Annotated in this window: 19 protein-coding genes; 12 read left to right on the top strand and 7 right to left on the bottom strand. The window is 43.1% G+C overall.

Annotated features, from left to right (window positions below; all coding sequences use genetic code 11):
• Positions 1 to 179: 179 nt before the first annotated feature.
• Genes guaA through ACFOWS_RS03410 form a run of 4 tightly spaced genes read left to right on the top strand, consistent with a single transcriptional unit; the run spans position 180 to position 4,783 of the window.
• Positions 180 to 1,712 carry a glutamine-hydrolyzing GMP synthase gene (gene guaA / locus ACFOWS_RS03425; RefSeq protein ID WP_379762575.1) on the top strand — a complete coding sequence of 511 codons (1,533 nt, stop codon included), beginning with the start codon at positions 180 to 182 and terminating at the stop codon, positions 1,710 to 1,712.
• Positions 1,709 to 3,880: a LysM peptidoglycan-binding domain-containing protein gene (locus ACFOWS_RS03420; RefSeq protein WP_379762574.1), complete on the top strand. Its 2,172-nt coding sequence runs from the start codon at positions 1,709 to 1,711 to the stop codon at positions 3,878 to 3,880. The genes guaA and ACFOWS_RS03420 overlap by 4 nt, the downstream gene beginning before the upstream one ends.
• Positions 3,858 to 4,262: an OsmC family protein gene (locus ACFOWS_RS03415; protein ID WP_379762573.1), complete on the top strand. Its 405-nt coding sequence runs from the start codon at positions 3,858 to 3,860 to the stop codon at positions 4,260 to 4,262. The genes ACFOWS_RS03420 and ACFOWS_RS03415 overlap by 23 nt, the downstream gene beginning before the upstream one ends.
• Positions 4,250 to 4,783, top strand: coding sequence for a DUF922 domain-containing protein (locus ACFOWS_RS03410; protein ID WP_379762571.1), 534 nt, complete (start codon positions 4,250 to 4,252; stop codon positions 4,781 to 4,783). The genes ACFOWS_RS03415 and ACFOWS_RS03410 overlap by 13 nt, the downstream gene beginning before the upstream one ends.
• Positions 4,784 to 4,801: 18 nt before the next feature.
• Here ACFOWS_RS03410 and ACFOWS_RS03405 read toward each other — a convergent pair whose 3' ends face one another.
• The 3 genes from ACFOWS_RS03405 to ACFOWS_RS03395 all read right to left on the bottom strand — a co-directional run bounded on the left by ACFOWS_RS03405 (position 4,802) and on the right by ACFOWS_RS03395 (position 9,345).
• On the bottom strand, positions 4,802 to 6,154 hold the full coding sequence (locus tag ACFOWS_RS03405) for an NAD-dependent succinate-semialdehyde dehydrogenase (protein WP_379762570.1): 1,353 nt from the start codon (positions 6,152 to 6,154) through the stop codon (positions 4,802 to 4,804).
• A 157-nt stretch (positions 6,155 to 6,311) separates the two neighbouring features.
• Complete coding sequence (locus tag ACFOWS_RS03400) at positions 6,312 to 7,688, bottom strand: S41 family peptidase (protein ID WP_379762569.1); 1,377 nt, start codon at positions 7,686 to 7,688, stop codon at positions 6,312 to 6,314.
• A 49-nt stretch (positions 7,689 to 7,737) separates the two neighbouring features.
• On the bottom strand, positions 7,738 to 9,345 hold the full coding sequence (locus ACFOWS_RS03395) for a sulfatase family protein (RefSeq protein ID WP_379762568.1): 1,608 nt from the start codon (positions 9,343 to 9,345) through the stop codon (positions 7,738 to 7,740).
• A 135-nt stretch (positions 9,346 to 9,480) separates the two neighbouring features.
• Here ACFOWS_RS03395 and ACFOWS_RS03390 point away from each other — a divergent pair, with 135 nt between their 5' ends.
• Positions 9,481 to 9,723, top strand: coding sequence for a hypothetical protein (locus ACFOWS_RS03390; RefSeq protein WP_379762567.1), 243 nt, complete (start codon positions 9,481 to 9,483; stop codon positions 9,721 to 9,723).
• Here the strand turns inward: ACFOWS_RS03390 and ACFOWS_RS03385 are convergent.
• On the bottom strand, positions 9,691 to 10,554 hold the full coding sequence (locus ACFOWS_RS03385) for a hydroxypyruvate isomerase family protein (protein WP_379762566.1): 864 nt from the start codon (positions 10,552 to 10,554) through the stop codon (positions 9,691 to 9,693). The two genes, ACFOWS_RS03390 and ACFOWS_RS03385, sit on opposite strands and share 33 nt — an antisense overlap.
• Positions 10,555 to 10,600: 46 nt before the next feature.
• On the opposite strand from ACFOWS_RS03385, the gene ACFOWS_RS03380 reads away from it, so the two are divergent.
• The 7 genes from ACFOWS_RS03380 (at position 10,601) to ACFOWS_RS03350 (ending at position 18,196) form a co-directional block, all read left to right on the top strand.
• Positions 10,601 to 10,843, top strand: coding sequence for a DUF3820 family protein (locus ACFOWS_RS03380; protein ID WP_366587144.1), 243 nt, complete (start codon positions 10,601 to 10,603; stop codon positions 10,841 to 10,843).
• Between the two features lie 49 nt (positions 10,844 to 10,892).
• Positions 10,893 to 12,527 carry a CTP synthase gene (locus tag ACFOWS_RS03375; RefSeq protein WP_379762565.1) on the top strand — a complete coding sequence of 545 codons (1,635 nt, stop codon included), beginning with the start codon at positions 10,893 to 10,895 and terminating at the stop codon, positions 12,525 to 12,527.
• A gap of 66 nt (positions 12,528 to 12,593) precedes the next feature.
• Complete coding sequence (yidC, locus tag ACFOWS_RS03370; protein ID WP_379762563.1) at positions 12,594 to 14,462, top strand: membrane protein insertase YidC; 1,869 nt, start codon at positions 12,594 to 12,596, stop codon at positions 14,460 to 14,462.
• An 84-nt stretch (positions 14,463 to 14,546) separates the two neighbouring features.
• Positions 14,547 to 15,086 (top strand): DUF6515 family protein, encoded by a 540-nt coding sequence (locus tag ACFOWS_RS03365; protein WP_379762562.1) that lies wholly within the window; start codon positions 14,547 to 14,549, stop codon positions 15,084 to 15,086.
• A gap of 334 nt (positions 15,087 to 15,420) precedes the next feature.
• Positions 15,421 to 16,611 carry a tRNA 2-thiouridine(34) synthase MnmA gene (gene mnmA, locus ACFOWS_RS03360; protein WP_379762561.1) on the top strand — a complete coding sequence of 397 codons (1,191 nt, stop codon included), beginning with the start codon at positions 15,421 to 15,423 and terminating at the stop codon, positions 16,609 to 16,611.
• A 126-nt stretch (positions 16,612 to 16,737) separates the two neighbouring features.
• Positions 16,738 to 17,679 (top strand): NAD(P)H-dependent flavin oxidoreductase, encoded by a 942-nt coding sequence (locus tag ACFOWS_RS03355; RefSeq protein WP_379762560.1) that lies wholly within the window; start codon positions 16,738 to 16,740, stop codon positions 17,677 to 17,679.
• A 46-nt stretch (positions 17,680 to 17,725) separates the two neighbouring features.
• On the top strand, positions 17,726 to 18,196 hold the full coding sequence (locus ACFOWS_RS03350; RefSeq protein WP_379762559.1) for a hypothetical protein: 471 nt from the start codon (positions 17,726 to 17,728) through the stop codon (positions 18,194 to 18,196).
• Here the strand turns inward: ACFOWS_RS03350 and ACFOWS_RS03345 are convergent.
• Genes ACFOWS_RS03345 through ACFOWS_RS03335 form a run of 3 tightly spaced genes read right to left on the bottom strand, consistent with a single transcriptional unit; the run spans position 18,193 to position 21,744 of the window.
• A complete protein-coding gene (locus ACFOWS_RS03345) occupies positions 18,193 to 19,479 on the bottom strand; it encodes a DUF58 domain-containing protein (protein ID WP_379762558.1) in 1,287 nt (428 codons plus the stop codon). The genes ACFOWS_RS03350 and ACFOWS_RS03345 overlap by 4 nt on opposite strands.
• Before the next feature lie 52 nt (positions 19,480 to 19,531).
• Positions 19,532 to 20,530: an AAA family ATPase gene (locus ACFOWS_RS03340; RefSeq protein WP_366587129.1), complete on the bottom strand. Its 999-nt coding sequence runs from the start codon at positions 20,528 to 20,530 to the stop codon at positions 19,532 to 19,534.
• A gap of 2 nt (positions 20,531 to 20,532) precedes the next feature.
• On the bottom strand, positions 20,533 to 21,744 hold the full coding sequence (locus tag ACFOWS_RS03335) for a DUF4350 domain-containing protein (RefSeq protein WP_379762557.1): 1,212 nt from the start codon (positions 21,742 to 21,744) through the stop codon (positions 20,533 to 20,535).

Here is a 21,744-nt window from a genome sequence, read left to right as displayed (position 1 = left end):
ATAACGTTATATTCGCTAAAATGTAACTTGTTCACTTTGTTAGGAGATTATGAGATCTTGCTATAAAAAAGATGTTAAAAAACTTTCTATAATCCACATACAATAAGCTGTTTACAAACTTGTCATAAATATCCCTTAAAAGATACTTTTTTAAAAAAACCAAATCGCTATTTTTGCCCATGCAGAACAACGTACTCATCCTTGATTTTGGTTCCCAGTACACTCAGTTGATCGCAAGACGCGTAAGGGAACTCAATATTTACTCTGAAATAAAACCATATAACAAGCTGCCCGAGGACCTCTCGGAATATAAGGCTGTAATCCTTTCAGGTTCCCCATCATCGGTGAGGGGAGACAATGCCCCGCATCCCAATTTATCCGAAATAAAAGGCAAAAAACCATTGTTGGGCATCTGTTATGGGGCCCAATATTTATCGCATTTTAATGGAGGTAGTGTAGCACCTTCAGCAACACGCGAGTATGGAAGGGCAAATCTCTCTTTTGTAAAGCAAGGGGAGGAATTTTTAAAAGGATTGGCTGAAGGCAGCCAAGTGTGGATGAGCCATAGCGATACCATTAAGGAACTGCCCGAGGGCGGAATTCGACTGGCAAGTACGCATGATGTTGAAAATGCAGCCTACAAGATTGAAGGTGAACATACCTACGGAATCCAATTCCACCCCGAGGTCTACCATACCACCGATGGGAAAAAACTGCTCGAGAACTTTTTGGTGAACATTGCCGGATTGAAACAAGACTGGACCCCTGATGCCTTTGTGGAGACCACTGTGGATGAACTTAAGGCACAGATTGGGGACGACAAAGTAATTTTGGGTCTCTCTGGAGGTGTTGATTCCAGCGTGGCAGCCATGTTGCTGCACAAGGCCATTGGAAAACACCTGCACTGCATTTTTGTGAACAATGGTTTGCTTCGAAAAAATGAGTTTGGAAGTGTACTGGACCAATACAAGCACATGGGACTCAATGTGAAGGGTGTTGATGCTTCGGCACGTTTTTTGGACGCCTTAAAAGGTGAATCCGACCCAGAAAAGAAACGTAAGATTATTGGCGGCGTCTTTATTAATGTTTTTGATGATGAGGCCCATAAAGTGGAAAATGCCAAATGGTTGGCGCAAGGAACCATTTATCCCGATCGGATTGAATCCGTTTCGGCCAGTGGAGGTCCATCCGCAGTGATTAAAAGTCACCACAATGTAGGCGGATTGCCAGATTATATGAAATTGAAGATTGTTGAACCCCTAAAAATGTTGTTCAAGGATGAGGTGAGAAGAGTAGGGGCCAGCATGGGTATGGAAGATTTTATTTTGGGGAGACACCCTTTTCCCGGACCTGGTTTGGGAATCCGTATCTTAGGGGATATTACCGCAGAAAAAGTGGCCATTTTACAAGAAGTGGACGCTATTTTTATTGACGGATTAAAAAAATGGGGACTTTATGATAAGGTTTGGCAGGCCGGAGCCATGCTTTTGCCCGTAGATAGTGTAGGGGTCATGGGCGATGAACGAACGTATGAAAAATGTGTGGCCTTAAGAGCGGTTGAAAGTACGGACGGAATGACCGCAGATTGGGTAAATCTGCCATACGAATTCCTACAAAAGACCTCAAATGATATAATAAATAAGGTCAAAGGCGTTAATAGAGTAGTGTATGACATAAGCTCAAAGCCACCAGCAACTATAGAATGGGAATGAAAAAGTATATTTTACAACTGGGTTTTGTGGTCTTTTTGTTGGCCTCAATCTCGGTTTCTGCACAAAATAAGTATGAAACACATGCGGTAAAGGAAGGCGAGACCTTACAGAGTATTTCGCAAAAGTACCGCGTTACTCCGTATAGCATACTTCAGGCGAACAAGGAAATAAAGAGTGCCGCCGACGTAAAGGAAAACACTATTTTGATCATTCCTTTGAATGGTGCGGTCAACGTTGAAAAAGAAAAACCCAAGGAGGAAGTCCAACAAGAGCCAAAACCCATTGGATTTACCCGACACAGAGTACGAAGGAAAGAAACCTTATTTGGACTTACCCAGAAATATGAGATTACCGAAGAGCAACTGAAACGGTACAACACTCAGTTGTATTCTGAGCCTTTGAAGAAGGGAATGGTTCTGCAGGTCCCCAAATATCCAGAGATTGACCCTGAGGATGAACGTGAGCTGGATTTTGAAACGTATATCGTTCAACCCAAGGAAACCCGATGGAGCATCGCACACAAATATGGTATTACCGTGGACAGTCTTCTTATCCTCAATCCAGATTTGAGCAAAACAACCAATTATCTTGCTGCTGGCCACGAATTGAAATTACCCCGACCCAAGGGTGACAGTTTAAAAGAACAAAAAGTTGAGATTTTCACTTCGTACACCGTTCCTCCCAAAATGACCTTGTACAGTTTGGGTAGGGAATATGGCATACCTTCAGATTCCATTGTTAAGCTAAACCCTGAAATTATGGCCCTGGGCGGTTTAAAAGAAGGGATGGTCATTCGGCTTCCTAAAAAACAAGACAAAGCCGGGGTTGTAAATACTGACAACTATATTTTTTACGAGGTAAAACCCAAGCAAAATATCTTCAGGTTGACCCAAAACCTAAAAATTACCCGTGAAGAACTATTCCGATTAAATCCTGCGCTTGAGAATGGACTTAAAGCGGGAATGGTCCTAAAATTGCCAAAGGAAAAGGCGGAAGGTCTTGAAGTAAAAAATGCCTTGGTTTTGGATAAAATCAATCTTTTGGACAGTGTCAATGTGGAGAACAAGCCCAAGGTGGTGTTCATGTTGCCGTTTCGATTGGACCGGATTGATGTTAACAACAAGGAAAAAACCGAAAGTCAGATTAAGACCAGACGGGACTTGACCCTAAGTCTTGGTTTTTATTCAGGGGCTATGGTGGCCTTGGATTCCATCAAAAAATTGGGCATTTCGGTAAATGTTAAAACGTATGACACTGAGTTGAGCCAAACCAAAGTGAAAGAAATCCTTTTTCGGGAAAATCTACAGGGCGTCAATGCGATTATTGGTCCAGTGGCCTCCGCGGCTTTAAATGAAGTTGCGGTGCAGGCAGCATCCAAGAATATTCCGGTCATTGCACCGATTGCTTCGGACAGTGAGTTTAGCCATTCCAATGTATTCTTTTCTGTGCCTAGGGATGAGGTCCTCAGAAGCAAGATGCTTTCCTACATGGAAAAAATCTATACGAATCAAAATATAATTATCATCGCTGATTCCACGCATCAGGTGGCGCACGATTCTATTTTAAGCAAGTTTCCTGCGGCGCAGATTGCCAAGGTAATCGATAATAAATCCTTGCACTTAGACAGGTTTTTAGTACGACTCTCAGAAGACAAGGAAAATTGGGTGTTTTTGGAGACTGACCAACCCAATATGGTGGCCAGTGTCACTTCCATATTAAATTCAGCCAATACTGCGAGTCTTCTATCAGAAAAAGAGACCCAAATTAGAGTCCGCATGTTCACTACAAGCTATAATAGCGCCTTTGAGGACGATGCCGTATCCAATACGCATCTATCCAACTTAAGGTTTACGTACCCCTCTCTTTACAGGGAAGCGGGCAATGATTCTTTTGTACAGGCGTACCAGAAAAGATTCAATGGCCTAAGACCTGATCGCTACGCGGTTCGTGGATTTGACGTGACTTTTGATGTGTTGTTGAAGCTCGCACACAAGAACAACCTATTTGAAACCTCCAAGATCATTGGCCTTACTGAATATACCGGAAACAGTTTTGATTATATCAACAACTGGACCTCGGGGTATTTCAATAGGGCTTGCTATATTATGGAGTACAATAATTTAGAAATTAAAGAAGTAAAATTGGATGACCTCAAAAGTAACCTATAACGGGAATTTACGCACCACCTGTGTGCATATACGGTCGGGAAATGAATACATTACCGATGCTCCAATTGATAACAACGGAAAGGGTGAAGCCTTTTCACCCACGGATACCGTTGCTACTGGTTTGGCCAATTGTATGTTGACCACCATGGGCATAAAAGCTGGAAATCTGGAGGTGAATTTAGACGGTTCCACTGCCGAAGTAACCAAACACATGGCCGCTGATCCAAGGCGAATCGTTAAAATTGAAGTGAAATTGGAACTTCCAAAAGATGTTTCCGAAAAAAACCGTAAGATTTTGGAAAATACGGCAAGAACCTGCCCGGTGGACTATAGCTTGCACCCAGATATTGAAAGAGTAATCGATTTTCATTGGGTAAGATAATTACCATACAATGTTTATTGTTCCTTGGTTTTTTTGGTTTTGGTCAGGAAATCGAGGAAGGTGTCCTTTGGGACCCTAATTTACGGCTTACTTGGGCCGATTTTAAGGGGAAAGTCCCACCAGCGGCTGTACCTGCAGCCACCACCGCCAGCGGTATCAGCTACACCTATTCCGCGAATTTGATGCACCATGAGGTGGAACTGGATTATGAGGTGAACGCTTATTTTTACCCCAATGAATCGTGGTACAAACCGCAAGTTTGTGATGAAAATACGCTGAGCCACGAACAACTTCATTTTGATATTGCCGAACTTTTTGCCCGAAAAATGCGGGAACGGTTAGACCAAACCTCTTTTTCAGATAATGTAAAGGCCGAAATCAGAAAAATCTACCAAGAGATTCTACAAGAGCTTCAGGACTATCAAGAGCAATATGATTGGGAGACCAACTTTTCCCGGAACCGTAAAAAACAAATGGAGTGGAACCAAAAAATTGCCCAAGAACTTCGAATGGAAGAATAAAGCGCTTGTAAAAAGTGGCTACTTAATGTAGACGGTCTTCTTGTTCACAAACTCCTGAATGCCATCCGAAGAAAGTTCCCGTCCATACCCTGATATTTTAGTCCCACCAAAAGGTAATCGAGGGTCGCTCTTCACTAACTCGTTCACAAAAACGGCGCCATCCTCAAATTGTGGTGCGAGTCTTTTTGCTGTTTCCAAATTCTCGGTAAACAGGGAAACGCCCAATCCAAATGCACTTTGGTTGACGAGATTTACAGCTTCTTCTTCGGTTTCAAAAACGGTAATGCCAATCAAAGGACCGAAGGTTTCTTCCTTGAAAATGGTCATGTTTGCAGATACATTGCTTGCAACGGTGGGCTCAAAATAGGCGTCTTTTCGATTTCCGCCGACAAGAATTTTTGCGCCTTGTTCCACCGATTGCTTTAATTGTTGTTCAAGTTCTTCGGCAAGGTCAACTCGCGCCATTGGACCTATGTAAGTGTCTTTGTCCAGTGGGTCACCACTTTTGAGTTTACGAACGGCATCAATAAATTTTTTGGTGAAATCTTCCGCAATGGGTTTTTGCAATAGCAATCGTTTTCCGGCAATGCAGCTTTGGCCCGTGTTCTGATATCGCGCCTGAATACAGGTTTTAACGGTTTCTTCCATGTTGCAATCATCAAAGACCACAAGTGCATTGCTTCCACCCAATTCCAACACGGATTTTTTGATTTCGGACCCTGCCAAAGATGCCACAGCGCTACCGGCGGGTTTACTTCCGGTAAGGGTCACAGCCTTTATTTTTTTGTTTTTGATGATGTCTTCAACCATCCCGCTATTGATGGGGAGATTGGTAAAGCATCCTTCCGGAAATCCCGCTCTTGAAAACACCTTTTCAATATTGGCAGCGCTTTTCATGACATTACTGGCATGCTTCAACAACCCAACATTGCCGGCCATTAAAGCAGGCGCAGCAAAACGGAACACCTGCCAAAAGGGATAATTCCACGGCATAACGGCCAAGACCGCTCCCAAGGGCTCATAGCTCACATAACTTTCTAAGGCATCCGTTTCTATGGACTTATTTGCCAGCTGTCTCTCGGCATTTTCAGCATAATATTCACACACCCAAGCACATTTTTCAATCTCCGCTATGGACTGACTGATGGGTTTTCCCATTTCCAAGGTAATATCTTCTGCATAGGTCTCTTTGTTCTTTTTAAGCTCTTCCGCTGCAGCCAGCATATGGTCACTTCTTTTTGAAAAAGAACGTGTTCTCCACGATTTAAAGCATTCATCGGCCGTATCAATAGCTGCCTTAGCTTGTTCAAAAGAAAATTCTTTTATGCTATAAACTTCTTTTAGGGTATATGGATTTATGGATTGGAGCATGACAATTATGTTGTTCTCGAAATGAATCTTTAACAGAAGGTTGATATTACCTGTCGCTATTTAAATATACAACATGTGTCAGCTTTGTAATGGTTTGGCCCTAGCTTTTTCAAAGCAGGTCCAAAAAGTTCAACTTAGCTCAAATTGAAAAAATGACTTAGTTAGCAATCATATCCATTACACCGTTCAATATTTCATCGGTTTCATCCAATAAATGGTCTTGGATGTAGACATCTGGAATCACACCTTCTGCCTTGGTGTTTCCATTTACCCGAACGATATATCCTTTGGATACTTTAACGGGAATACCCGTATTGGGGAGACTATATTGAAATTGGGATGCATACAACGAAGGATAGTCGCCTGTTTCTTCTCCAACAAGAGTCCCAAATTTATAATCCTGAATTTGGGCTGCGGTAACAGCGGATTGGGAATGGGATTGCCTATTTATCAGCACGTATACCTTTCCATCAAATCTTTTGGATTTAGGTTGAGGTTGGTAGGAGTTAAAACTATAGGGATAAATCTCACCATCTTGATGGGAAAGAATTTTTTGGAAAAAGACCGATGTGGTATCGTTGTGTTGCCGCACATGATTTTTTAAAAATTTACTGGTCTTTAGTGTGAAGCTGGAATTCCAAGTAAAAGGCTTATCAGCGATATAGGAAACCAGATAATCGCTGAATGAATCATTACCACCGCCATTGTTTCTAAGGTCAATGATGATATTTTGGATTGCCTTTTTTTTAACGGCAGTAAAAGCGGAATCGATAAATTGTTGATACTTTGCTTCATCGCCGCTAAAATTTCCGGGGTTGAGATAAGCCGAATTCTCAAAATATTTAAGTTCCATTTTGGCGTTCAGTACCTCATTTCGTTTCATCTCATAACCATCAATTAGGTCAACTGCTTTAAAAGTGTGCTTCTTTATATTTCCGTTGGTCCGGATTTCAACCACAAAATCGTCCTGTTTGCCAAACACCTGCCAGTACAGCCTAGGAAATGAATACAGCTCAATCTTCACATTTTTAAAATAGGGTCTTTCTGCGGATATCTGCGGATATATCTTGGACAAAATAGCTTCCATGGACATTCCGTTTATGCTGAGAATTTCAGAGCCGATAGTTATGCTTTCGTCACCCGAAAAATTCTTTCGTACCAACGATTTTCCATTTTCAAAGGCAATTTCCAAAGGAAATAGGGTCCCACCACCGTAGGCATAATTCCCGTAGGATTGTCCCGGGAAGTCAATTTCGGTATGGCCGTTGTTCACTACAGAAATCAATCGCTGAAAAATAGTTGTTGCTTCCAACAAGCTGATGGAATCTTTTTTTATCGAGTTTTTTACATTTTGATAGCGAGCTTCAAACTCTTCTTCCGTGGTATAGGCAAAGAGGTTATAATGGGCATCTTTTAAGGATTCACTTAAAGTTTGTAAATCTTCCAATATGGCTTTTCTAGAAAATGTGGTGGCTGATTGTCCAAAGGAAGATATGGTAAAACAGAAAAAAAGAATTAAAAATGGTAATCTCATGGGTTCATGTGTTGTTTTCTATTGGCACAACGACTCAGTCCACTATTTGTTACTGTTTTTTTGTGTTGTATTGATCAATAAACTTCTGGTCCAATTCCTCAGAATCCTTATACTTCACCCGAAGGGTCATTAATTCCTCTTTTAACTTCTCCCGAATTTCGGCATAGGCAGGGTCATCGTACACATTTTGCATTTCATGCGGGTCTTTGGCGAGGTCGTACAGCTCCCATTCATCCACATCATGGTAAAAGTGCATCAACTTATATTGCTTGTTGGCCATGCCATAATGCCTTTTTACAGCATGTTCGGCAGGATATTCGTAATAGTGGTAATATACATTCTCCCTATTCCACTGCTCTAAATTTCCGGTGAAAATGGGCATTAGGCTTTCCCCTTGCATATCATCGGGAAGAGCAGCCCCGCCAGCTTCCAAGAAAGTTTGGGCAAAGTCTAGGTTTTGCACCATTTCATCACTAGTGATTCCGGGTTTTATGGTATTGGGCCAACGAATCAACAGTGGGGTCCTAAAAGATTCCTGGTACATGAATCGCTTATCGAACCAACCATGCTCGCCCAAATAAAACCCTTGGTCAGAAGTATAGACCACTAAGGTATTCTCGGCCAAATTGGTTTCGTCCAAATAGTCCAGCACCCGACCCACATTGTCGTCCACAGAGGCAATAGTGGCCAGGTAATCCTGCATATAGCGTTGGTATTTCCAGCGGGTCTTTTCGGTATCGTCCATATTTGGCCACTTGGTCTTGAAATCTTCGGCAATGGCATCTAAAATGGGAAGATACTCCGCTTGTTGTTCCTCTGTGAGGCGCGCAACCTCCCCATTACTGAAAAGCGGTGTGTTCCTGGGGTCGGTGTTCATACCCAATTCATCGGCAAGTTCGGGATAGACCTTGCAATCATAGCTGAGCATCATGTGTTTAAAAATATTCATCTCGGCGGTCCGTGCTGCAGTGCCCCGATTTGAATAGTCGTCAAAAAGCGAGCTGGGTTCAGGAATTTCCTTCTCCAGATAGGCTTTGAACTTGTCCGCCTTGGGCCACCATGGTCGGTGCGGTGCCTTGTGCAGATACATCATTAGGAATGGTTTTTCAGGGTCCCGTTTTTGATCCAGCCATTCCAAGGTCATATCAGTAATAATATCCGAGGCATAGCCCATTTTTTGGATGGTATCGCCCTCGGGTGTAATAAAGTCGGGGTTCATGTAGCGCCCCTGTCCGGGTACAATCATAAACTCATCAAACCCCCTGGGACTGTTGCCAAAGTGCAACTTGCCGAACATGGCCGTTTGGTAACCCGCCTTTTGCAACAGTTGTGGAAAAGTGACCTGGGTGGTATCAAAAGGGGAGAGGTTGTCTATTTTTCCATTGATGTGGGTATGCTTCCCGGTTAAAATGGTGGCCCGTGAAGGGGCACAGATGGAGTTGGTGACTGAGGCATTGGTGAACAACATTCCTTCCTTTGCCAATCGGTCTATGTTTGGGGTTCGTATCAATGTGCTGTCATAGGCGCTGATGGCTTGGTAGCCATGGTCATCGCTCATAATGAACAGGATGTTGGGCCGGGCCTTGGCGGTTTCGGCATGTTCTTTTGGGGTATCTTTACATCCGATAAGGAAGAAGATAAGGACAAGGAGTAACATTAATGCGGGGTTAGACCTCATGATGTTGGATGGGTTTAGAGGTTGAAAGGTAGCAAAATCAAATGGTACGATATATAAGGCTACTGTTTTCAAAATAATTCGAGAACTTGCGGATAGGAATCAATACAAACCGATATGCCATCCAATAATCCATTCATTGAACTATCCAATTTTGTAGAGGACACCTACGGCACGCCCGAAACTTTGGCCAATTGGCTAGATTTGGCTGTGGAAATGTTATTTTATGCAGAAGAAGATACCTTTTCTCGAGTTGAATTTCAGGAAGTAGCTATGGCGATAAAAAATGTTGTCCGTGCTTTACGGAGTTGTCAACCCTGCACAAAATCAAACATCACATCGTATAAAAGCATCCTTTAGGGCCCCAATCTTGTCCTCCCAGGTTACAATAAACTCTTGGGCCACGTACCCCTTAAATCCTGTAGCGTGAATCGCTTTAATAATCGCGGGGTAGTAGAGCTCTTGGGTCTCATCAATCTCATGCCGGCCGGGAACCCCAGCGGTATGGTAGTGCCCAAAATACGGGTGGTAGTTCTGTATGCTGCGTATAATGTCCCCCTCCTGAATCTGCATGTGGTAAATGTCAAACAACAATTTAAAGTTCTCGCTGCCCAAATGTTTACAGAGTTCCACGCCCCAGAGCGAGTTGTCGCACATATAATCAGGGTGGTTCACTTGGTTAAAAAGCTCCATTTGAATGACCACGCCGTGCTTTTCGGCCAAGGGCATAATTTGTGAAAGCCCCTCCACACAGTTTTGCAAACCCACATAATCGTTCATGCCATTGCGGTTGCCACTAAAGCAAATGAGGTTGGTGTAGCCTGCTTCCGCCACTTTTGGAATGATTTCGGTGTAATTTTTAATGAGCTGTTCGTGGTATTTGGGGTTGTTCCATCCCTCGGTCAAACTGATTTCAGCCCCGTTGCACATGGAGCAATGGATATCGTATTTTTTCAAGATGTGCCATCTATCCGGGCCTATTAAATCAATGGCCTTTACGCCCAATTCATTCAAGGTCTGTAAAAACTCTTCAAAGGGAATATCGTTAAAGCACCATTCACAAACGCTATGGTTGATGTTGTGCTTCAGTTTAAAATCTTTTTGTGATTGGTTGTCCTTGGCAAAGCCAGATACCGATGCCAAACCTGCGGAACCTGCAGCGGCAGTGGCAATAAAATTTCTTCGTTTCATTATTGGGATAGATTGTTCAGCGAAAGATAGTACATTAGGCCTACAAATGGAAATGCAACCCGACCCGAAACAACTTTTGGAACTGGCCCATTATAAAATGCCTTTTGGCAAATACAAGGGCCGTTATCTGGTGGATTTGCCGTTGGCTTATCTGGTGTGGTTCAGGCAAAAAGGATTTCCCGAAGGGAAACTTGGCAACCATCTTAGCGCCATGCTCACCATTAAAGATGAAGGCTTGGAACCGCTCATCAGAAAACTACAAAAAGATTTTCCAAAGGAATCCTCCTGATTTCTGCGCGGCAATTTGTAACTTTACGCCCCGTAATAGAAAGATCAATATGTCACAGACCAAGTACATTTTCGTTACGGGAGGCGTTACCTCATCATTGGGTAAGGGAATCATCGCCGCATCCTTGGCTAAACTACTACAGGCCAGGGGTTACCGCACCACCATACAAAAATTAGATCCTTACATCAATGTTGATCCTGGAACGCTGAATCCATACGAACATGGCGAGTGTTATGTGACCGATGATGGCGCTGAAACCGATTTGGACCTAGGCCACTATGAGCGGTTTTTGAACGTTCGTACTTCGCAGGCCAATAATGTGACTACGGGTAGGATTTACCAAAGTGTGATTGAAAAGGAGCGTAGAGGTGAATTTTTGGGGAAAACCGTTCAGGTAGTGCCCCATATTACCAATGAAATCAAAGAGCGTATCCAAAATTTGGGCAAAAGTGGCGAGTATGATATCGTCATCACTGAAATTGGAGGTACCGTGGGTGACATTGAGTCACTACCTTATATTGAAGCCGTGCGACAATTGCTTTGGGAACTAGGTGAACATAATGGTATTGTGGTACACCTTACTTTGGTTCCGTTTTTATCCGCCGCCGGCGAATTGAAGACCAAACCTACCCAGCACTCCGTAAAAACCTTGATGGAAAGCGGTATCAAAGCCGATATTTTGGTCTGCCGTACCGAACATGAGATTTCCGAAGACATTAAGGAAAAACTGGCACTGTTCTGCAATGTAAAGAAAGAGGCCGTGATTCAATCCATCGATGCGTCCACCATATATGATGTGCCGATTTTAATGCAAGAAGAAGGTCTCGACACCGTGGCCCTGGAAAAATTGGCCTTGCCCAATGATACTGAGCCAAATCTGGACCAATGGAAAGAATTTTTACAACGACATAAGAATCCAAAGAACAAAGTCACTATTGGATTGATTGGAAAATATGTGGAACTCCCAGATTCCTATAAATCCATCCAAGAAGCCTTTATTCATGCTGGAGCGACCAATGAAGTTGAGGTTGAGGTGCGTTCCATTCATTCAGAACATCTTGAGGCCAAGAACATCGATAAAAAATTGATGGGCTTGGACGGTCTATTGGTAGCCCCCGGTTTTGGGGAGCGTGGTATTGAAGGGAAAGTAAAAGCTGTTCAATATGCACGTGAAAACGATGTTCCCTTTTTGGGAATTTGTTTGGGTATGCAAATGGCTGTAATTGAATTTGCCCGTAATGTTTTGAACTTGAATGGGGCCAATTCCACCGAAATGGACAAAAGCACTGCGCATCCTGTCATAAGCTTGATGGAAGAACAAAAATCCATTACCGATATGGGCGGTACCATGCGTTTGGGGGCCTGGGATTGCCATTTGTCCGATTACAGTTTGGTACACGAAGTATACGGAACTACTGATATTTCAGAGCGCCACCGCCACCGTTTTGAATTCAATAACGACTACAAGCAGCAAATGGAAGAAGCTGGGTTGGTGCCCACGGGTTTCAATCCCAAAACGGGACTGGTGGAAGTGATAGAGATTCCGTCCCATCCTTGGTTTATTGGCGTGCAGTATCATCCAGAGTATCGAAGTACCGTGGCCAGTCCTCACCCCTTATTTGTGGGGTTTGTTAAAGCGGTATTGGCACAGAAACAACAACAAAAGAGTGCCAGTTTGACATAAAGTGCGGTTTTGGACATATATTTGCCACCTGAAATACCGATAATAGATTTCTACTAAATAATTTTCATGGAAGAGAAGAAGCTGGATATCAATTCCATTATTGGATTTGTACTGATTTTTGGGATACTCATCTTTATGTTTTACCAAAATCAGCCTACCCCAGAAGAGTTGGAGGCACAGAAAGCAGAGCAAGAGCAGGTTGAAGCGGCTGCAAAGGAAGCTGAGAAGAAAGCCGACACCACTCCGATAAACCAACCAGAGCCCATTAACTTGCAGGATTCCACCGCAGTGGCCAATTACAAAAGTGAGGTAGGTGCGTTTGGCTTTACCCAAGCTTCTGACGGAACCACCAAATTGGAAAACGAAGTACTGTATTTGGAAGTATCCAATAAAGGGGGACAGATTGTGGAGGCCAAAATGAAAAATTTTGTCACCTACGATTCAGTTCCGGTGTATTTGGTAAAAGACGGCAATGCCAACTTTGCGCTAAATTTTTCTACCAATGATAATAGGGTGCTCAGTACAGCCGATTTGTATTTTGAGCCATCACTGACCAAAAGTGGTGACAATCAGGTACTTTCCATGAAGGCCAAAGTGGGCAATAACCAGTTTTTAGAGTATCGCTATGAAATGAAACCGAATGAGTATTTGGTTGATTTTACGGTACGTTCCCAAGGATTAAACGGAATCATCAACAGCACCAGACCCATCGAATTGAATTGGGACTTAAAAGGTATCCGCCATAACAAAAGTGTGCAGTATGGAAACCGCTATACCCGTTTAACCTATAATCATGATGACGGAAAAATCAGCAAACTTTCCGAAAGCAGTGACTTGGACGAAGAAACCGAAGAGGACGTAAAATGGCTGTCGTACCGTCAGCACTTTTTCAGTTCCATTTTGGCAACGGACAATCATTTTAAAACAGCTGAACTCAGTTCCAAAAATTTGGTAGAGGAGGAGAGCAAGGATGTTTTGTTTACCAAGGAATATAGCACTAAGGCCCCTTTGGAGCTTCAAGGTGGGGAATTGTCCCAGAACATGCACTGGTACTACGGTCCAACCGATGTGAAAATATTGGACGATTACAAAGAATTGGGCTTGGCGGATTCAATCCCATTTGGTTGGGGAATTTTTGGTTGGATCAACCGTTACATCTTCACCCCGTTTTTTAGCTTTTTGAGCTCATTCTTACCTTTTGGTATTGCCATTGTTGTGATGACCATTATTGTGCGTTTGGTGCTATCACCCGTAACCTATAAGTCCTATCTCTCACAGGCCAAAATGAAGGTGTTGAAGCCGGAGATTACCGAAATCAACGAGAAGTACAAGGACAACGCCATGAAAAAGCAGCAAGAAACTATGAAGCTATACAACAAAGCGGGGGTGAGCCCCATGAGCGGATGTATTCCGGCCCTGTTGCAATTGCCCATTTTCTATGCCCTTTTCATGTTCTTCCCGACTTCGTTTTCATTACGACAAAAATCCTTTTTGTGGGCGGAAGATTTGTCTTCTTATGATACTATTTTTGAACTTCCATTCACCATTCCATTTTATGGAGATCACGTGAGTCTATTTCCAATTTTGGCATCGGTAGCCATCTTCTTTTATATGATGATGACTACGGGTCAGAGCATGCAGATGCAACAGCAACCTGGCATGCCCAACATGAAGTTCATCATGTACCTGTCGCCCATTATGATGTTGTTTTTCTTCAACAACTATGCGAGTGGGTTGAGTTTGTACTACTTTGTTTCCAACCTGATTACCATTTTCATCATGTTGGCCATAAAGAACTACATTTTGGATGAGGATAAAATCCATGCCCAAATTCAGGAAAACAAGAAAAAGCCGAAGAAGGAAAACAAGTTCCAGCGTAAAATGCGCGAAATGATGGAGCAGGCCGAAGAGCAGAAAAAAGCCGGTAGAAGATAGTTTTGGATTAAAATTTGGGGTCAACCTTTAAACCTTTCAATTTTTTGAAGGTCTTAACCGTATATGATCCTAAATTTTAATAGTATGAAACATCTACATTTAGTATTCCTCCTTGTTGCTTTTTTGTCCGTGGGCTCCATAGAGTACGTTGAAGCCCAGGTCACCCGGCATGAAAAACGTGTCATTAAGCGCAAGGTGCGTCGTCATAACCGTCGAGTGGTTCGAAGAACGTTACGACGTTTACCAGCCAACACCCGTCCCATTGTTTATCGAAGAATCTCGTACTATCCGGTTGGTGGAATGTACTACGTTCAACGAAAAGGTGTTTACGTAAGAACTTTTCCGCCAAGAGGTTTCCGTTTAAGGGCATTACCTGTTACCGCCGTTGTTTTAACGGTTCGAGGTGTTCCATATCGCTATGCGGATGGCGTTTTCTACAGGGAAATCGATGGTGAATATGAAGTTTCCGAAACACCTATTGGCGCTGTGGTAAAAGAACTACCGCAAGATGCCGAGGAAATCAACTTTGATGGTATCTCCGCTTACGAACTTAATGATGCTGTCTATAGGGCCGTGGAAGATGGTTATGAAATCATCGATATCTTGGAAGAGGAAGAAAATTAGGAATGATCACTAAACAAAAAAACTCCCTCAAGTTGTTGGGGGAGTTTTCCATTTGTAGGTATAGTTTGGAAAGATTTGGGACTTCAAAGATGCGGCATTGTGGTTGGTAAAAAAATTAATAGTTGTCAAAACGGGGTTTTTTGTATGGTAAAAGGAACCCTTTTGATGTGTCATCGACGAACGGTAATCTCCATCGATGAAAGGCTCCCAAAAATTGGTTTTTCAATGCGCACCTCTGTGGAACTTCAACCTGCTTTGTAAGGTATGCGCCAAACTACGGACTACATACGGTCACTAAACATATTTTGTATTTTTGTACCCATAATCAAGAACGATGAAAAAGGTTGTTGTAGGACTTTCGGGAGGAGTGGATTCCAGTGTCACTGCTTATCTTTTAAAAGAGCAGGGATACGAGGTGATTGGTCTTTTTATGAAGAATTGGGTGGATGATTCCGTCATCATTTCCGAAGAATGCCCTTGGGTGGAGGATAGCAACGATGCCTTGATTGTGGCCGAGAAACTTGGGATTCCTTTTCAAACCGTTGATTTAAGTGCCGAATACAAAGAGCGTATTGTAGACTACATGTTCAGTGAATATGAAAAGGGGAGGACACCCAATCCTGATGTACTTTGCAATCGCGAAATAAAGTTTGATGTGTTCCTAAAAATTGCCCTGCAATTGGGAGCGGATTATGTGGCCACAGGTCATTATTGTAGAAAAGGGATCATCAAAAATGAAGATGGTACCGAAACCTACCAACTTTTGGCCGGAGTGGACAAAAACAAAGACCAATCCTATTTTCTGTGCCAATTGTCTCAAGAGCAACTTTCAAAAGCTTTGTTTCCCATTGGAGGTTTGACCAAACCTGAGGCACGAAAGATAGCCGCTGAAAATGATTTGATCACGGCGGACAAAAAAGATTCCCAAGGACTTTGTTTTGTTGGGAAGGTACATTTGCCTGAATTCTTACAACAAAAACTGAGCCCTAAAAAAGGAGTTATTGTTGAAGTACCCACAGATGCTTCGCAATTTTCGGTAGTGGCTCCTGCTTTTCACAATAAACGCGAAGAGTTGGCCTTCAATGCGGAAAAGCCTCTCTATTCCCAAACGGATGGAAAAGTAGTGGGAGAACATCAAGGGGCACATTATTTTACGATTGGACAGCGAAAAGGGCTCAATGTAGGGGGAACCAAGGAGCCTTTGTTCGTCATTGATACCGATGTGGAGAAAAACATCATCTATACCGGTCAGGGAAAGCAACATCCCGGCTTGTACCGCCATACCCTATTTGTCAACGAAGATGAACTGCATTGGGTGCGCCCCGATTTGGCCTTAAAAGTGGATGAAACCTTGGAGGTCATGGCACGAATCCGGTACAGACAACCGCTGCAACCCGCTACGCTCTATAAAATTGAAAATGGGTTGTATGTGGACTTCAAGGAAAAACAATCCGCCATTACGGAGGGTCAGTTTGTGGCATGGTATATCGATGATGAATTGGTGGGATCTGGGGTGATTTCATAGCTTCTTAGTATCTTTCGTTATTCTGAATTTGGGCGGCAGGCAAGCTATTTCAGAATCTTTTAGCCTATTATTTTTATTTTGATGTGAAGCTGGAACAAGTTCAGTTTGACAATTATTTACTATTTCATGCAAAACAGAATCACACAACTATTCGGAATACAATACCCCATCATTCAGGCAGGAATGGTCTGGGCCAGTGGTTGGCGTTTGGCCTCTGCGGTTTCCAATTCAGGCGGACTGGGACTCTTGGGCGCGGGTAGTATGTACCCCGAAGTCCTTCAAGAACACATAGAAAAGTGCAAAAAAGCAACGGACAAACCTTTTGGGGTGAATGTACCCATGCTCTACCCAGATATTGACCGACTGATGCAGATTATTGTGGATTCTGGAGTGAAAATTGTGTTCACTTCCGCAGGAAACCCCAAAACCTGGACCTCTTTTTTGAAAGAAAAAGGCATCACCGTAGTGCATGTGGTGAGCAGTGTGAAATTTGCCCTAAAAGCTCAGGAAGCAGGTGTGGATGCCATTGTAGCTGAAGGCTTTGAAGCAGGCGGGCACAATGGACGGGATGAGACCACTACCATGGTTTTGATTCCTTCGGTAAAGGAGAAAATCAGTGTTCCGTTGATTGCGGCTGGTGGCATTGCCACGGGTAGGGCCATGCTGGCTGCGATGGTGTTGGGCGCCGATGGCGTTCAGGTGGGAAGTCGGTTTGTGGCCAGCCCAGAAGCATCATCACATCAACTTTTTAAACAACGAGTAGTCGATGCAAAGGAAGGGGACACTCATCTTACGTTAAAGGAATTGGCCCCGGTTCGACTCCTCAAAAATAAATTTTATCAAGATGTTCAAGCAGCCTATGCAAAGGGGGCTTCGGTTGAGGAATTAAAAACGTTGTTAGGAAGGGCACGAGCCAAAAAAGGGATGTTTGAGGGCGACATGGAGGAAGGGGAACTGGAAATTGGTCAGGTTTCTGGGTTGATTCATGAAATTACCCCAGCCGCCGAAATTGTCCAAAACCTGATGTCGGAGTTCAATTTGGCCAAAAAAGAAGCGGAAGACCTGTAGACTTTGGGATGTAACTCAGTAACTTTTCATACATTTAGCCCGCGCAATGAGAATGCTAATCCCCACACTACTCTTTTTTGTGCTCGCTTTGCATGGCCATGGTCAGGTTGAGCGGGACAAAGCTCTTCACTTTTTGGGCGGAAACCTCTTTGGCCTAGCCGGAGCGGGAATTGCAAAACAGGCTTCGGACGGGAATCGTATCTGGACCTTTGTAGGCTCGGTAGCAGGCAGTGCTTTGATTGGGGTTGCCAAAGAAGCAGTGGACGCAGGACAGCGTGAAAACGGTTGGGATAACGATGATTTGGCCGCTACGGTACTGGGCGGTGTTACGGTTGGTGTTACCATTGACCTCTTCTCAAAGAAAAAGGACAAAAAAAGGCTTCGGGGCAACTATACCCAAAACAACAAACGTAATTATGATTTCCAATTGAAAAAGAACACTGGGACACTGGTGTTGGAAGCCGCTCCTGTATCGCTAAGTTCCCTTGGGTTTTCGTATCAAATGCTCGAAGATTAGATAAGCCCTCTTGCTTTTATCTCCAAATATTTATTGATGGTGTTGATGGTCAAATTCTCAGGCTTGGTCAAGATGGTTTGTATGCCGTGCTTTCGTAATTCGTTCACAATGAGCTTTTTTTCATAAATGAATTTCTCCGCAATGGTCTGCTCAAAGATTTGATGGACTGTATTCGCTTTTTTATCCGCGAATTCATTGAGTTCCGTATTTTCAAAAAAGATTACCACCAATAAATGCTGTTTGGCCATGGCCACCAAATAGGGGAGTTGGCGATGGAGTGCGTCCAAAGTCTCAAAATTGGTGTATAGCAGCAATAAGCTCCGTTGGTTGAGATTGCGTTTCACATCAATATACAATCTACTGAAATCGCTCTCAATAAAATTGGTGTTCAGATTGTAGAGCGTTTCCAAAATCAGGTTCATTTGAGAGCTCCTGCGTTCGGCCACCACCCGATTTTCAATCTTGTTGCTAAAAGAGAACATTCCCGCCTTGTCGTGCTTTTTAAGAGCTATGTTGCTGATGACCAAGGTGGCATTGATGGCATAATCCAATAGACTCAACCCATTGAACGGCATCTTCATGACCCTTCCCTTATCAATTACGGAGTAAATGGGTTGTGATTTCTCATCTTGGTATTGGTTGACCATGAGTTGCCCCCGTTTGGCCGTGGCCTTCCAGTTGATGTTTCTTATGTCATCTCCCAAAACATAATCTTTGATTTGTTCAAATTCCATGGTATGGCCAATCCGACGGATTTTCTTGAGCCCGTATTCATGTAACCGATTGGTAAAGGCAATCAAATCATACTTCTGCAATTGCAGAAAGGAAGGATAAACAGGTACTTCCTGGGCTTGGTCAAACATATATTTTTTGGCCAGAAAACCAATCGGGGAAACTGCAAAAACATTCAAACTTCCAAAGGAATACACGCCTCGTTCTGTTGGTCTTAACTGATAGTCGTACACTTTGTTTCCACCACTGGCAATCTTGCTGACCAATCCAAAATCCCGTTTTTGAAATTGAAACGGAATTTCATCAATAAGTTTCACTGTTACTGCAAAAAGGTAGGTGTTTGCTACATTCAACTGGATTGGATTGTCATCACCATTGGAAAGTTTGTCGGGTAATATGCGTTTACCTTCAATTTTTCCTTTCGAGGCAAACAGTAGGAGCAAATCAACAATAAAAAACAGTACAAAGACAAAGAACAGCACTTTTAGGGCACCAAACAAATTGGGAACCATATAGGAGACCACAAAACCCACAATGAGGGCAACCAGCACTATAAAGAACCGTTTTTGAAGATATATGGGCCTAAAGAACCGTTTCACTTGCTTACCTAGGAATTTCGATACTGTCCACTATTTGATTCACCACCTGTGCCGAGGTCAATCCTTCCATTTCACGTTCAGGGGTTAATATGATTCTGTGCCCCAAAACCGGACCTGCCACTTTTTTAATGTCATCTGGAGTGATAAAGTCCCTACCGTTCATGGCGGCTAATGCCTTAGATGCGTCCATAATGGCGATGGATGCCCTTGGCGATGCCCCCAAATACAGATTGGCATTGGTTCGGGTATTGTCCACAATGGATGCAATATATTTAAGTAGATTTTTTTCAACGATGATTTCCTTGATGGTCTTTTGGTAATCTGCTATCTGCTGAGCAGAAAGTAGACTGTTCACCAAATCCTCCTCAATTTTGGTTTTCTGTTCGTGCTTGCTCTCCAAAATCTGAATTTCCTCTTCCAAGGAGGGATAGTTCACATTGATTTTGAACAAGAAACGGTCCAATTGGGCTTCGGGCAGTCTGTAGGTGCCCTCTTGCTCAATGGGGTTTTGTGTAGCAAACACCAAAAAGGGTGGCTCCATGGCGTATTCGGTACCATCCATAGTAATTTGGCGTTCTGCCATGGCCTCAAAAAGGGCAGCCTGGGTCTTGGCCGGGGCGCGATTAATCTCATCAATCAAAATGATGTTGGAAAACAATGGGCCCTTTTTAAACTCAAATTCAGAAGTTTTTACGTTAAAAATGGAGGTGCCCAAAATATCGCTGGGCATTAAATCTGGGGTGAACTGGATTCGGCTGAAATCCACACTCATGGTCTTGGCCAATAATTTGGCGGTCACCGTTTTGGCCACTCCGGGCACACCTTCAATGAGGGAATGCCCATTGGCCAAAATTGAAATGATAAGCAACTCTATCATGTCTTGCTGGCCAATGATTACTTTTGCCAATTCAGATTTAATACCAGAAACGGCCTCTTGCAATTGGGTCAGGTCAATCCGGCTATTGAATTGTAACGCGTCGTCCTGTTGTTCGTTTTCTTCCATATTTACTGCTTAAATGCGGTTATTCTTTTATTGAGTTCTATGCTGTCTTGTTCGGTATGGGTGTTTTTTTGCTTTAACGTCACGATATATTCCACTAACTTTTTGGTTTCCCTCACTTCTTTTCCAGCTCTGGAGGCCAACACTTGAATCGTCTTTTCATCGAGTTGGGAGGTGTCAATTTGATATCGGTTTCTTAAATAGGCCAAAAAATAGTTCAATTTTTTATGAATGAGGTCCGTATAGTCCTTATTTTGATGGTATAGGGACCCCACGGCCTGGGCAAACTCCACCGAGGAATTCTTTAGAGGTTCTATCACTGGAATGATGCGTTGTTCCCGTTTTCCCCGGAAAAGTACGAACAACAAAATACCCAAAATGGTAAGATAATAGGTCCATTTTAGTGCGGGTTGCGTGAGTACAAAGCGCATGGGTGAATTAATGATGATACGACCCGATTTTTTGTAATTGTCCCAGTAGAGAAGGCCTTTATTTTGCAGATACGAAAAAGTATGGGCCACATAATCTTGGTTTCCTTTGAGCATGTAGTAGTTGGAATAGGCTTGTGGGGTACTACTCAGAATAAAATGCCCTTTTCCGAATTTTGTCTTGATGAAATTGGGCTTGGTGACGGTAATCTCTGGCTGATTTTCCAAAAAGTTTTCCTTGGTATAGGTGATATGCCCCAGAATGGTAGTGTTGGTGGAGTCCACACTGGTAAAATGTGAATTGAAAACACCTCTGGACAGTTCAAATTGTTCGTTGTTGAATTGGTTATGGGTCAAATTTAGGACAGCGGTACCCTCCTTGAGGTTGTAATCCGATTCTATGGAGATATTCAGGGTGTCGAGCAGTGGCCATCCGAATCCGGTAGCTGAAATAAAAACGGAGTTTCCTTGCTCAACATATTTCAAAAGCTGATGGGTTTCCTGTTCATCCAAATCGATGTACTCGTTGATGAAGATGTAATTGGAACTTAAAGTGGAATCCCTACTGACCATAAGGTCATACACACTTTTATCCACCGTTTCAATAGTATCATCAGGAAAAATGGAAGGGAGTTCGTTATAAAGGACGTAGCACCCAAACGGGATTTTATCGGTTGAGGTATAGGAAGGCCTCCAATTAATGGGTTTTGGCCTGGCAATTTCGGTGATGATGATGACCACCACGACCAAGGCAAAAAGCGCAATGACTAGTTTCGATTTCCGGTCCAT

Origin of the sequence: Flagellimonas marina (assembly GCF_042651185.1) — a bacterium.
In the GTDB taxonomy this organism is placed as follows: Bacteria; Bacteroidota; Bacteroidia; order Flavobacteriales; family Flavobacteriaceae; genus Flagellimonas; species Flagellimonas marina.
The sequence above is the reverse complement of the archived record's forward strand: the minus strand, read 5'-3'. Positions and strand labels throughout refer to the sequence as shown.

What these genes read in the sequence shown, in the direction of transcription:
- guaA (WP_379762575.1), top strand. Translation starts at nt 180, where the DNA reads ATGCAGAACAACGTACTCATCCTTGATTTTGGTTCCCAGTACACTCAG.
- ACFOWS_RS03420 (WP_379762574.1), top strand. Translation starts at nt 1,709, where the DNA reads ATGAAAAAGTATATTTTACAACTGGGTTTTGTGGTCTTTTTGTTGGCC.
- ACFOWS_RS03415 (WP_379762573.1), top strand. Translation starts at nt 3,858, where the DNA reads ATGACCTCAAAAGTAACCTATAACGGGAATTTACGCACCACCTGTGTG.
- ACFOWS_RS03405 (WP_379762570.1), bottom strand. Translation starts at nt 6,154, where the DNA reads ATGCTCCAATCCATAAATCCATATACCCTAAAAGAAGTTTATAGCATA.
- ACFOWS_RS03400 (WP_379762569.1), bottom strand. Translation starts at nt 7,688, where the DNA reads ATGAGATTACCATTTTTAATTCTTTTTTTCTGTTTTACCATATCTTCC.
- ACFOWS_RS03395 (WP_379762568.1), bottom strand. Translation starts at nt 9,345, where the DNA reads ATGTTACTCCTTGTCCTTATCTTCTTCCTTATCGGATGTAAAGATACC.
- ACFOWS_RS03390 (WP_379762567.1), top strand. Translation starts at nt 9,481, where the DNA reads ATGCCATCCAATAATCCATTCATTGAACTATCCAATTTTGTAGAGGAC.
- ACFOWS_RS03385 (WP_379762566.1), bottom strand. Translation starts at nt 10,554, where the DNA reads ATGAAACGAAGAAATTTTATTGCCACTGCCGCTGCAGGTTCCGCAGGT.
- ACFOWS_RS03380 (WP_366587144.1), top strand. Translation starts at nt 10,601, where the DNA reads ATGGAAATGCAACCCGACCCGAAACAACTTTTGGAACTGGCCCATTAT.
- ACFOWS_RS03375 (WP_379762565.1), top strand. Translation starts at nt 10,893, where the DNA reads ATGTCACAGACCAAGTACATTTTCGTTACGGGAGGCGTTACCTCATCA.
- yidC (WP_379762563.1), top strand. Translation starts at nt 12,594, where the DNA reads ATGGAAGAGAAGAAGCTGGATATCAATTCCATTATTGGATTTGTACTG.
- ACFOWS_RS03365 (WP_379762562.1), top strand. Translation starts at nt 14,547, where the DNA reads ATGAAACATCTACATTTAGTATTCCTCCTTGTTGCTTTTTTGTCCGTG.
- mnmA (WP_379762561.1), top strand. Translation starts at nt 15,421, where the DNA reads ATGAAAAAGGTTGTTGTAGGACTTTCGGGAGGAGTGGATTCCAGTGTC.
- ACFOWS_RS03355 (WP_379762560.1), top strand. Translation starts at nt 16,738, where the DNA reads ATGCAAAACAGAATCACACAACTATTCGGAATACAATACCCCATCATT.
- ACFOWS_RS03350 (WP_379762559.1), top strand. Translation starts at nt 17,726, where the DNA reads ATGAGAATGCTAATCCCCACACTACTCTTTTTTGTGCTCGCTTTGCAT.
- ACFOWS_RS03340 (WP_366587129.1), bottom strand. Translation starts at nt 20,530, where the DNA reads ATGGAAGAAAACGAACAACAGGACGACGCGTTACAATTCAATAGCCGG.
- ACFOWS_RS03335 (WP_379762557.1), bottom strand. Translation starts at nt 21,744, where the DNA reads ATGGACCGGAAATCGAAACTAGTCATTGCGCTTTTTGCCTTGGTCGTG.